This window comes from Mucilaginibacter jinjuensis (assembly GCF_028596025.1).
GTDB lineage: Bacteria > Bacteroidota > Bacteroidia > Sphingobacteriales > Sphingobacteriaceae > Mucilaginibacter > Mucilaginibacter jinjuensis.
On the sequence record NZ_CP117167.1, the window covers coordinates 5,206,021 to 5,217,433 of the forward strand.

Below are 11,413 nucleotides of genomic sequence, written 5' to 3' on the forward strand. Positions count from 1 at the left end.
ATGGCCTCGAACTACGACCATACGGCGTGGTTTTATGACCCGGTTTCGAAACTGGTTTTCGGGCGAAGCATTATTAAATCTCAGGTAGCTTTATTAAAGCATATCCCTGCTGGTTCTAACATATTGATAGTTGGCGGCGGTACCGGCTGGATACTCGAAGAAATTGCCAAAATACATCCTCATGGCTTATTGATTACCTACGTGGAGATTTCGGCACAGATGACGGCTTTATCTCAGAAAAGAAACTACGGCAATAATCTGGTAACTTTTATTAATAAACCTGTTGAAGAGGTAAAACTTGCACAACAGGTTGATGTTATTATCACTCCCTTCTTGTTCGATAATTTCACCTCGGAAAACCTACTGAATATCTTCACCCACATTCATCAGCAATTAAAGCCGGGTGGCTTATGGTTAAATACCGATTTCCAGGTGGCGGGTAAGTGGTGGCATAAATTACTGCTGCAAACCATGTATACCTTCTTTAAAGTATTTGGCGCGGTAGAAACTACAACCATGCCCGAGATACCTATTCTATTTAAACAGAAAAGCTACCGGGAGATAAGTCGACAAACTTTCTACGGTAGCTTTATTACTTCACAAGTTTGGCAGAAAACCTGATTTTCTATTCTGTCATTGCGAGGTACGAAGCAATCTCGTAGCTATACAGATCGAACAATGCATGCGACGAGATTGCTTCGTACCTCGCAATGACAAACTTTTAAAATAGCTAAAAAAGACGCAAAAAAAGAGGCACAAAACTTTGTGCCTCTCGATATTTCAATGTCTTGATTCTTGTATCTCGATTCCTGATTCTCTTAATGTATCCCTCTAAACAACCTGCTCCAGCGGATCTTGTGGGCAAATGAGGCATTATCATCCCAACTCATCCAAACAAACAGGGCTTTACCTACAATGTGGTCTTCGGGAACAAAACCCCAGAAACGAGAATCCAGTGAATTGTGGCGGTTATCCCCCATCATCCAGTAGTAGTTCATTTTGAAGGTATACTCAGTTGTTTTTTGTCCGTTGATGAAGATGTCGTTACCTTTCAGCTCCAGTTTATTGTTTTCGTAAACCGTAATTGCACGTTTGTAAATTGGCAGCGTAAGGCTATCCAATTTTACAGTCCAGCCCTTTTTAGGGATAATGATCGGGCCGTAGTTATCTACATTCCATTTATAATGTGGATCGTGCGGATAAACCTCCGGGTCATAAACACCCTTCAATGAGTTATTGGCCTTAACCGCTTTAATATTTGAATAAGTACGCAAGGTTGCGGCCGACTGCGTGGTCATATTCATCATATAATCGGTATTGGTCATTTGCTGAATATCCGACAGGTGCAGATCCTCAATAATTTGCGGGTTAAGCTCATTACCATCAGTTTGTACCATGTACGAAGTTTCGCCGTTTACAGGTGTAATGGCCGCTTTGCCGTTTACATAAACTTGTGCATCAACCAAACTCAAAGTATCGCCGGGAGTACCCTGGCAACGTTTAATATAGTTTTCGCGTTTATCAACCGGACGTAAAAATGGCGAATCGGCTTCCATCGGGTAGTTAAATACCACTACATCACCCTTTTTAACCTCACTTAAACCCGGCAAACGGTAGTAAGGCAATTTAATACCATCCCAATAAGCTTTGGTACCGATAACCGGCATAGTGTGGTGCGCAAACGGGAACGCAATGGGCGTCATCGGTGTGCGGGCACCGTAGTTAACCTTACTTACAAACAAAAAGTCGCCCACCAAAAGCGAACTTTCCATTGATGGTGTGGGGATTGTATAAGCTTCGATAAAAAGCGTGCGGATTAACGTAGCAGCAATTACAGCAAAAATAATAGCATCAGTCCACTCACGGGCTGCACTCTTTTTTTTCTTAGGCGCTGTTTTATCTTTTTTATTCCAGAATTTCCAGTTCATGTTCAAATATTGGCCAACAAGTTAATTATTTATATATCAAAACGGAACATATCTTGTGCCGAATAAAAACCATTTTTATTTTGCAGCCATTCTGCCGCCAATACTGCTCCTAAAGCAAAACCATTACGGTTGTGTGCGGTGTGCTTAAACTCAATGCTATCTACTTCAGAATCATACATTACGGTATGCGTGCCGGGTACGTTTTCAACACGTAAAGATTCGATCAGCAGTTGATTATTCTTTACCACCTCACCTGCTACATCATGGCCATCGGTTAACACGTTTTTCCATTCGCTTTTGGTTTCCAGGTTATCAATAATACCTTCGGCAATAGTGATGGCCGTTCCGCTTGGCGAATCCAGTTTCTGGGTGTGATGAATTTCTTCTACCTGCACCTCATAGTACGGATAGTTATTCATCAGTTTGGCCAGCACCTTATTTACATGGAAAAATATATTTACCCCAACGCTAAAGTTAGATGCATAAAGCATGGCATTGTCGGTGTCTTCGCAAATCTCTTTCAACTCATCAATATGTTCGTACCAACCTGTAGTGCCTACAACAACGGGCACACCAGCCTCAAAACAAACCTGGATATTATCTAATACCGAGTGCGGTGTACTAAACTCGATCACCACTTCTGCCTCTACTTCTTTCAGTTTTTCGGCAGTCATGTCGTCCAGGTTATTGTGGTCTATGATCAGTACCACTTCATGTTTACGGTCGAGGGCAATTTTCTCGATGATCTTGCCCATTTTGCCATAACCAGATAATGCGATTTTCATTTTTAATGAGGTTCTTTATTAAAACGCTAAAGTAAGTTTTACGCCGGGAATATATCCATTATTATTTAAAGCGTAAACAGGAGGGTTTACCAATGTAGGGGCTACTTTAAAAGTAAGGTTATTATCTACCGAGTACGAATGGATAAATTTAGCATCGATATAGGCATCGATACAATTTACACCCCACAAAAGCACTGTACCAAATATACATAACTGGAAGTTACGCTGATCTGCCGCTGCGGCATCAAAAAATTGCTGATACCCGCCCGGCACATATTGGTATTGTCCACCACTGGGCGTAGAAGCCCCATTTTGGCGGTATTTAGCTTCTTTGATCAGGATATGATATTGTTGCTGGTTCCAAACCAGGGCAATGCCCAGTAAAGTGAAACCACCATAAATTATAGGCACTTTCCAATAGCGGTGGTTATATACCTGCCCCCAGCCCGGTATAATAGCCGAACGGATAAAAGCCTTATGCGGGCTGTGCAAGCTATCGGGATGATATATTTTATCATTAGAAGCTTTCGGCACAAATGGCTTTGAAGAAATAGAATCGCGAACACGGTTTAGGCTATCCTTCGCATTTCTTGTAGTACCTAAATCGGGCTTCTGGGCCATTGCATTAAGGCTGCAGGCGGCAAAAGCCAAAGAAATAAACCAATTGCGCATATTTACCAATCCAGCATTTCGAGTATACGATGCAAGTCGTCGGCCGATAGGAAAGGGATCTCAATTGCTCCTTTACCTTTCTGGTCAACTTTAAGCTGTACGCGGGTACTAAATTTCGAGGCCAGATCGTCCTGTATCTTTTTCATCTGGAATGATAATCCTTCTGCGGCTGCCGGTCTGCTCTCCTTTTTCTCAGGCGCTTTTTGCATTGCACGAACCATCTCCTCTACCTTACGTACAGATAAACCCTGCTCAATAATTTGCTGGTTGATATATAACTGCCTTGTAGGGTCATTTATTGTTATCAATGCTTTAGCGTGGCCCATTGTTACCTGCCCATCACGGATGGCAGCCTGTATTGCAGGCGGTAACCTTAATAAACGCAGGTAATTGGTTACGGTAGAGCGATTTTTGCTTACACGCTCGCCAAGCTCTTCTTGTTTCAAGTTACACTCATCGAGCATGCGCTGAAAGCTTAGGGCCACCTCAATGGCATTCAGGTTTTCGCGCTGGATATTTTCGATCAGTGCCATCTCCAGCATTTGCTGATCGTTGGCCGAGCGTACGTAAGCCGGGATATGTTTTAAGCCTGCCAGTTTAGAGGCACGTAAACGGCGTTCGCCCGAAATGAGCTGATAGTGGTGTGCGCTAACACGGCGTACTGTTATAGGCTGTATCAGTCCCTGTAATTTAATTGAATCCGAAAGCTCTTGTAAAGCTTCGGGCTCAAATTCGGTACGTGGCTGAAACGGATTTACTTCAATCTCATTAATGTTGATCTCGTTCACCGAACCGGCACCAGCCAGGTCGCTGTCAGAAACTACATTATGCGGCTGTTGCGGCCTGCCGGCTACGGCAGCTGTGGCGGTCGAATTATCAGATGTATCATCCAGCAGGGCGCTTAATCCTCTTCCTAATGCTCTTTTTTTATCTGCGCTCATGTTTTGTTATACAGTTTCTGAAGTTACCGAGCTTGTTCTTTCGGCAATACCATTCTTTTTAATGATTTCGCGTGCCAGGTTTAAATAGTTAATAGCGCCTTTACAGGTTGCATCGTGCATAATTACAGATACACCAAAGCTTGGGGCTTCGCTTAAACGGGTGTTACGCTGGATGATGGTATCGAAAACCAGGTTCTCGAAGTGTGTGCGAACCTCTTCAACCACCTGGTTAGAAAGGCGCAGACGAACATCGTACATGGTCAACAAAATACCTTCAATATCAAGCTGGGTGTTTAAGCGGTTTTGTACAATTTTAATTGTGTTCAATAACTTACCTAATCCCTCTAATGCAAAATACTCGCACTGTACCGGGATGATTACCGAGTTGGCAGCAGTTAAAGCATTAATGGTAATTAAACCCAGTGAAGGAGAGCAGTCGATGATAATAAAATCATATTCATCGGCAACTTTACCCAGTACCTCTTTCATTTTGTACTCGCGGCCATCAAGATTGATCATCTCAATTTCGGCACCTACCAGGTCAATATGGGCTGGTAATAAGTCGAGGTTAGGGGTATCTGTTTTTTGTATGGCATCATGCGGATCAATATCATTGATGATGCACTCATATATACTATTTTTGATAGTACGCGGATCAAAACCAATACCGGATGTTGAGTTGGCCTGCGGATCGGCATCTACAAGTAAGGTTCTATATTCCAACACAGCCAAACTTGCTGCAAGGTTAATAGATGAAGTGGTTTTACCTACACCACCCTTTTGATTGGCTAACGCAATTATTTTACTCATTATTAATACTCAAAGTTTATAATTAAAAGCATCCGGGCTATCAACAGAATAGAATTAAATAATTTATAATTTCGCACTGTTTTAACCGGGGTTAAAGATACAAATTTAAACAATTAGGCAGGCAATCCCGTTCCGTTAACTTACAAACAAAATCCACAAATGATAACTATTGTTGCATCAACCAACCGGCCCGGAAGTTCAACGCTTAAACTGGCGAACTATTATCAGCGCCTATTGGCTCAGAAAGGGGTTGAGGCCGGTATTTTATCATTAATGGATTTGCCCGACGATATTATTGTAAGCGATTTATACGGCAAGCGCAGCACCGCCTTTGAACCTATACAACAATTAATTACCCAAACTGATAAATTTTTATTCGTCATCCCCGAGTACAACGGAAGTTTCCCCGGCGTGCTGAAAGTTTTTATGGATGCCTGCGCTTTTCCGGAGAGTTTTTACGAGAAAAAAGCAGCATTAGTTGGCATATCATCCGGCAAATACGGCAACATTCGTGGGGTTGATCATTTTGTGGGCGTGTGCAATTATATGCACCTGCACGTTTATCCTTTACGTATCCACATCCCGGCCATCCGCCAGGAAATTAATGAAGATGGCAACCTGCACCAGGCCGATACGCTAAAATTTACCAATGAGCAAATAGATAAGTTTATTGCTTTTTAAATAGGCAAGTTCTATAGCCTACCAAACATAAACACCCTATCAGGGTTAATTTACTTTACTTAAAGTAGAATGAATAACCATGAAAAACATAGCCATATCATTAAGCGGTATCATAGCCCTAAGTCTGCTCGCAGCTTGCTCTCAAAAGAAACCCGACCCGACCAAGGCTGATACGGTTGCCAATACAAGCGGACAAGACGTAAAGCTGGCTGCGCCGTACGAAACTAAATCGGCTTATACATTTTGTAAAGTTATTGGCTGGCCAAAAGGTAAAACGCCTACAGCCCCGGCGGGATTTAAGGCAAGCTTATTTGCCGATAAACTGGATAACCCCCGTAATATTTATGTAGCGAAGAATGGAGATATTTTTGTTGCGGAGGCCAATACCGAACCTAAAACGCTAAAGGATAAAGCCGAAAATATAATTTCGGGTAAAGATAAATCACAAAATATGGGTAAAAGCGCCAACCGCATTACCCTGTTTAGGGACACCAATGGTGATGGCATTCCTGATAGCCGGACTGTTTTGTTAAGCCACTTGCACCAACCATTCGGCATGCTGATTATCGGTCACTACTTTTATGTTGCCAATACCGATGGATTGTTACGCTTCCCTTATAATGTTGGCCAAACTAAAATAACTGACCCGGGAACGATGATTGTTTCGTTACCGGCAGGCGGCTACAACAACCACTGGACGCGCAACATCCGCACTAATAAAGATAGTTCTAAGATCTACATTTCGGTAGGCTCGGGTACCAATGTGGGCGAGCAGGGCCCGGCTGTTGAAAAACGACGCGCCAATGTTTTGGTGGTTAATTTGGATGGTACAGGTGAACAAGTTTATGCATCCGGCCTGCGCAACCCTGCCGGGATAGATTTTCAACCGGGCACAGGTGTACTATATGCATCTGTAAACGAACGCGATGAACTGGGTGGTGAATTAGTGCCTGACTATCTCACCAGCGTTAAACAAGGCGGCTTTTACGGTTGGCCATACGCATACTGGGGCCAGCACGAAGACCCGCGCCACAAAGGTGAACGCCCTGATTTAATTAAGCAAGCCATTGTACCCGATGTATCATTAGGATCACACACGGCCTCATTAGGATTGAAGTTTTATGATGGCAAAGCATTCCCGCAGCATTATATAAATGGCGCTTTCATAGGCATGCATGGTTCGTGGAACAGCTCTAAACTGGTAGGTTATAAAGTTGCCTTTGTGCCGTTTACCAACAACAAACCCGGCAAGCCCGAAGATTTTTTAACCGGCTTTATTGCCAATGAAGCTAAAAAAGAAGTTTACGGTCGCCCGGTTGGTATTGCGGTAATGAAAGATGGATCTATTTTAGTGGCTGATGATTCGGGGAATAAGATTTGGAAGGTGAGTGTGGGGAAATAAAATATAAGCAGTCGCCTGCCTCTTTTTGGGTGATTGCTTATTTCACATTTGTAGCTTTTAGATATGCCAGTCAAAATCAATACTTTTGATAAATTGACCGCATCACATTAATGAGGAAAGCTGCGAAGAAAAAACCGTTCATCTATTATGAGAACCTTAAACCTTATGAAATTATCGCTATTGCACTCTATGGAATAGCGACATTGATTATTACATTATCTTCATTTTTAGGTAATTATACTGACGACAAGCAGGAATTGATCATAATTTACATTTCATCTCCATCATTGTTTTTATATTTCTTTTTTCACAAATCTTTAAGAAACTTTAAATCATACTTAATCTGGATTGGGTTTGCGGTATTTCATATAATACTCTTCTTCGCCTTTGAAAGCAAACCTCAACTACACGAATTCGATGGCAAGCCACCGTTGATATTTTTTAATACCATTATGGCCTTGTTGCTTTTTCAGTTACTTAGGTATTTAAGTATAATTATACAACATAAAGAATTCATTTTGCCAACAAAGGGTGAAGGCAAAGATCTGTTTGAAGTAAGAAAACCAACCTGGGTTGATAACCTATTATTTGTAACCTACATGGCAATATGGGTTACAGTCTCTATATTCTTCTCATCACATTATATGATATCAGGCCATATTTTGCCTGTAAAATTCAAATATCAGGAACAGCAAAGCCTCTTACATAATGAACATACTGAGATTATTAATGAATTGCCTATAGCCGTTTTTTCTGTACATTCTGAATGCTAAATAAAATACCTTCTGTAAAACAATCGTGTTGACATAAAATACCCACCCCACTCTTAAAATAAAGGGCTATTTTTGTTCATACCTATGAATAAATTTTACTTAGCCCTGTCCCTGTTCACTATTTGTGCCTTAAGTGTTAACGCGCAGAACAAACCACAAAAGCCCAAACGTGATAGTACGCATTTACTGCAACCTGTTGTGGTGCGTGGTTATTTATCTCAACAAAATGTAATAAGCGTACCTGCTTCTGTTGCGGTAATTACTCCAGAGCAATTAAAACTACAGGCTGATAATTCATTGGTAAGCACTATGAACACCGTGCCCGGTGTAAGGATGGAAGAGCGTACGCCGGGAAGTTACCGTTTATCAATTCGCGGTAGTTTGCTGCGCTCGCCTTTTGGGGTGCGGGACGTAAAGGTTTATTTTGATGAAATCCCATTAACCGATGCAGGCGGCAATACTTATCTCAACGCCCTCGATTTCAACATTGTTAAAAATATTGAAGTGCTGAAAGGTCCCGACGGTAGTTTATTCGGCGCTAACTCTGGCGGGGTGGTTATTATTAATCCTATTAACCGTTATGCCGATAGTAATCATGTTGAGGTAGGCTTAAATGCAGGTTCGTACGGTTTATTTCACGAACACGTGGCTGTTGATGAGAGCAATAATGTAAATCGTTTTACCCTGAGCCAAGCTTATCAAACTTATGATGGTTACCGCGATCACAGCTACATGGATCGCCATTATATTCAGGCTACTGATCAATGGAAATACTCACCGCATAACGAACTTAGGGCGGTAGCTTTTTACAGTGATCTAAATTATCAAACACCAGGTGGGTTAACGCTGGCGCAGTTTAACGCCAATCCGCAGGCTTCACGGCCTGCAACGGCTACTTTACCCAGTGCAATCGGGGCCAATATTGGTATTACTACAAAAATGTTGTTAGGTGGCTTAGTAAATGATGCACGCATTACAGATCACTTACGCAACGTGACTTCGATCTACGGTAACCATGTTGATTTTGCAAATCCCTTTATTACCAACTACGAGCAGCGTAACGAAAACACTTTTGGCCTGCGCAGTTATTTTGAACTCAGCGGCACATCCAAACCCAATTACGACTGGAAGATTAACCTCGGTCTCGAATGGCAGCAAACCAATAGCGATATTAATAACTATGGCAATAACAAAGGTGTAAAGGACACCGCCCAAACCTTAGATCGTATTAACACCAATCAGCATTTCTTTTTTGCACGATATACAGCCGACCTCTTTAAACGGTTACACATTGAAGGCGCGCTAAGCCTCAATTATTACAGTTATAGCTTTAAAAACAACTACCCACTGCATCAAACCGGTTTCACCGATCGCGATTTTACGCCGGAGTGGATGCCGAGGCTGGCACTATCTTACCAGATCACTAATAATTTTATCTGGCGGGCATCAGTGAGTCGCGGGTATTCTACACCGACTACTGCCGAGGTTAGGCCGACTGATAATGTAATCAACACTTCTCTAAATGCTCAGGATGGTATTAATTATGAAACCGGTTTCCGCATTCGCGATAGTTATGACCGGTTTTCGTTAGATGCTTCGGTGTTTTACTATCACCTGCACAATGCCATTATACGCGAACTTCACCCCGACGAAACCGAATACTACATCAACGCCGGTGGCACCAAGCAACCAGGACTGGAATTACTGGGTTCGGCATGGATCATCAAACAAAATACAAGCAGTTTTATAAGGGGCTTACAACTAAATGAAGCGCTTACTTTAAGCAAATTTACCTTCAGCGATTACCATACCGCCGGTGCCGATTATAGCGGTAATAAACTGACAGGTGTACCTGCGCAAGTAAGTGTTACCAGTCTGCAGGTATTGCTCCCTGAGCGATTCAACCTCTTTATCCAGCATAACTATACTTCGCGCCTGCCGCTTAATGATGGCAATACCGTTTACGCTGGTCACTACAACCTAATGCAAGCTAAAGCTTCATGGACCTGGTTGGTATCTGCCAAAACCAAACTGGAAATTTATGCAGGGGCAGATAATATCCTCAATCAAAAATATAGTTTGGGTAATGATTTAAATGCTGTAGGGAATCGTTATTATAATGCAGCGCCTTTGAGGAATTATTATGCAGGGGTGAATTTGGTGATGTAGGGGTTCATTGATGAATGGCTTCTGCTATTAAATGAACGTTAGTCTCGCTCAATCGCCGCGAGTTGGCTGTTACTTTTGGCTTGATCCAAAAGTAACCAAAAGATCAAGACAGAAAAAAGCTTCCCCGCTCATGCCAACGCATGGCCCGCTTTTCTGTCAGGCCACCGCCCACCTTTCTAAACCAATCAAATTATATAGGTGACGAATATTGTATTAGAAAAAATGTTTGGGAGTTCACTCGCAACTCACTACTTAAAACTCGCAACTAAATCTACTGCATATCAAACTTAATCCACCCACTCCCCTCATACCCAAAAATAAATTGTTTAGGGTTGATGATCTCGGCCAGGATTTCGATAGAATCAACAATGCGTGGACCGGGACGGTTAAAGTATTGGTTGCCATCGGCCATGTAAATGCGGTTATTTTTTACAGCTTTCAATTCGGCAAAGCCGGGTTGCTCTAACAGGATGTTGATTTCCTTCATCGTGCGCTCGATCGGAAATCCGCACGGCATCAGTACAATTATATCAGGATCGGCTAATCTGATATCCATCCACTCTACATAAGGCGAATGTTTGCCAACCTCGGCCAATATAGCGGCTCCTCCTGCAATATCTACCAATTCAGGTATCCAATTGCCCGAAACCATCATAGGCTCCAGCCACTCAATGCAGGCCACCGTAGGCTTATTCTCAATAAATTTGAGCTTGTGTTTGATAATGTCTAAACGCTCCTGCAATTCTTCAACCACAAGGGTACCTCGTTCGGCAACACCTAAGGCAGCAGCTACGTTTTCTATATCAGTAAAAATATCGTTTAGTTTTTGCGGCTCGAGGGAAATGATCTGTGCCGGTTTATCGAGATAATTTTCTAAGGCCTGCTCCACTTCGGTTAATGATACTGCACAAACTTCGCACTGGGCTTGTGTGATTACCACATCGGGCTGCAGTCCTTTTATCTTTTCGCGGTTAACGGTGTAAACAGATAAGGCATCGCTTAAAATTTCTTTTACACGTTTATCAATTTCCAGGCTGGTTAAATTATGATCCATATTGGCATCAGAACAAACGGGTAGTTCTGCCACACCTTCCGGAAAATCGCACTCGTGCGAGCGCCCAACCAGGTTTTGCTGCAGGTCAAGTGCGCAAACAATTTCTGTTGCGGCAGGTAGTAGGGATATAATTCTTTGATTAGCCATGATATAAAAACAAGTTTGCAAAGAAAGTGCAAAATCAATTGATATAAAATA

11 protein-coding genes are annotated in these 11,413 nt (G+C 42.3%); 5 read left to right on the top strand and 6 right to left on the bottom strand.

All coding sequences use genetic code 11. The annotated features are described in order from the left end of the window. Nucleotides 1-621, top strand: a complete 621-nt coding sequence (locus PQO05_RS22415; RefSeq protein WP_273629684.1) for a class I SAM-dependent methyltransferase — start codon at nucleotides 1-3, stop codon at nucleotides 619-621. 197 nt (nucleotides 622-818) lie between these two features. Here the strand turns inward: PQO05_RS22415 and lepB are convergent, their stop codons facing one another. The 5 genes from lepB to PQO05_RS22440 are packed head-to-tail and all read right to left on the bottom strand — an operon-like array spanning nucleotide 819 to nucleotide 5,136. After that, a complete protein-coding gene (gene lepB / locus PQO05_RS22420) occupies nucleotides 819-1,928 on the bottom strand; it encodes a signal peptidase I (protein ID WP_273629685.1) in 1,110 nt (369 codons plus the stop codon). Between the two features lie 29 nt (nucleotides 1,929-1,957). After that, nucleotides 1,958-2,713 (bottom strand): 4-hydroxy-tetrahydrodipicolinate reductase, encoded by a 756-nt coding sequence (dapB, locus tag PQO05_RS22425; protein WP_273629686.1) that lies wholly within the window; start codon nucleotides 2,711-2,713, stop codon nucleotides 1,958-1,960. Nucleotides 2,714-2,731: 18 nt separating this feature from the next. Continuing rightward, nucleotides 2,732-3,385: a DUF5683 domain-containing protein gene (locus PQO05_RS22430; RefSeq protein ID WP_273629687.1), complete on the bottom strand. Its 654-nt coding sequence runs from the start codon at nucleotides 3,383-3,385 to the stop codon at nucleotides 2,732-2,734. 2 nt (nucleotides 3,386-3,387) lie between these two features. After that, entirely contained in the window at nucleotides 3,388-4,326 is a 939-nt protein-coding gene (locus tag PQO05_RS22435; RefSeq protein ID WP_273629688.1) for a ParB/RepB/Spo0J family partition protein, read from the bottom strand. A 6-nt stretch (nucleotides 4,327-4,332) separates the two neighbouring features. After that, entirely contained in the window at nucleotides 4,333-5,136 is an 804-nt protein-coding gene (locus PQO05_RS22440) for a ParA family protein (RefSeq protein ID WP_273629689.1), read from the bottom strand. A gap of 159 nt (nucleotides 5,137-5,295) precedes the next feature. Between PQO05_RS22440 and PQO05_RS22445 the strand changes: the two genes are divergently transcribed. The 4 genes from PQO05_RS22445 to PQO05_RS22460 all read left to right on the top strand — a co-directional run bounded on the left by PQO05_RS22445 (nucleotide 5,296) and on the right by PQO05_RS22460 (nucleotide 10,161). Next, nucleotides 5,296-5,817: an NADPH-dependent FMN reductase gene (locus PQO05_RS22445; protein ID WP_273629690.1), complete on the top strand. Its 522-nt coding sequence runs from the start codon at nucleotides 5,296-5,298 to the stop codon at nucleotides 5,815-5,817. Between the two features lie 79 nt (nucleotides 5,818-5,896). Further along, nucleotides 5,897-7,219 carry a PQQ-dependent sugar dehydrogenase gene (locus PQO05_RS22450; RefSeq protein ID WP_273629691.1) on the top strand — a complete coding sequence of 441 codons (1,323 nt, stop codon included), beginning with the start codon at nucleotides 5,897-5,899 and terminating at the stop codon, nucleotides 7,217-7,219. Between the two features lie 110 nt (nucleotides 7,220-7,329). Next, nucleotides 7,330-7,992 (top strand): hypothetical protein, encoded by a 663-nt coding sequence (locus tag PQO05_RS22455; protein ID WP_273629692.1) that lies wholly within the window; start codon nucleotides 7,330-7,332, stop codon nucleotides 7,990-7,992. An 84-nt stretch (nucleotides 7,993-8,076) separates the two neighbouring features. Further along, a complete protein-coding gene (locus PQO05_RS22460; RefSeq protein ID WP_273629693.1) occupies nucleotides 8,077-10,161 on the top strand; it encodes a TonB-dependent receptor in 2,085 nt (694 codons plus the stop codon). A gap of 271 nt (nucleotides 10,162-10,432) precedes the next feature. Here PQO05_RS22460 and PQO05_RS22465 read toward each other — a convergent pair whose 3' ends face one another. Beyond that, the gene (locus tag PQO05_RS22465) at nucleotides 10,433-11,362 is read right to left on the bottom strand and encodes a cobalamin-binding protein (RefSeq protein ID WP_273629694.1); all 930 of its coding nucleotides are present in this window, start codon (nucleotides 11,360-11,362) and stop codon (nucleotides 10,433-10,435) included. Nucleotides 11,363-11,413 lie beyond the last annotated feature (51 nt).

Excerpts from the sequence above, each read along its gene's own strand:
- PQO05_RS22415 (WP_273629684.1), top strand. The coding sequence starts at position 1 with ATGGCCTCGAACTACGACCATACGGCGTGGTTTTATGACCCGGTTTCG.
- lepB (WP_273629685.1), bottom strand. The coding sequence starts at position 1,928 with ATGAACTGGAAATTCTGGAATAAAAAAGATAAAACAGCGCCTAAGAAA.
- dapB (WP_273629686.1), bottom strand. The coding sequence starts at position 2,713 with ATGAAAATCGCATTATCTGGTTATGGCAAAATGGGCAAGATCATCGAG.
- PQO05_RS22430 (WP_273629687.1), bottom strand. The coding sequence starts at position 3,385 with ATGCGCAATTGGTTTATTTCTTTGGCTTTTGCCGCCTGCAGCCTTAAT.
- PQO05_RS22435 (WP_273629688.1), bottom strand. The coding sequence starts at position 4,326 with ATGAGCGCAGATAAAAAAAGAGCATTAGGAAGAGGATTAAGCGCCCTG.
- PQO05_RS22440 (WP_273629689.1), bottom strand. The coding sequence starts at position 5,136 with ATGAGTAAAATAATTGCGTTAGCCAATCAAAAGGGTGGTGTAGGTAAA.
- PQO05_RS22445 (WP_273629690.1), top strand. The coding sequence starts at position 5,296 with ATGATAACTATTGTTGCATCAACCAACCGGCCCGGAAGTTCAACGCTT.
- PQO05_RS22450 (WP_273629691.1), top strand. The coding sequence starts at position 5,897 with ATGAAAAACATAGCCATATCATTAAGCGGTATCATAGCCCTAAGTCTG.
- PQO05_RS22455 (WP_273629692.1), top strand. The coding sequence starts at position 7,330 with ATGAGGAAAGCTGCGAAGAAAAAACCGTTCATCTATTATGAGAACCTT.
- PQO05_RS22460 (WP_273629693.1), top strand. The coding sequence starts at position 8,077 with ATGAATAAATTTTACTTAGCCCTGTCCCTGTTCACTATTTGTGCCTTA.
- PQO05_RS22465 (WP_273629694.1), bottom strand. The coding sequence starts at position 11,362 with ATGGCTAATCAAAGAATTATATCCCTACTACCTGCCGCAACAGAAATT.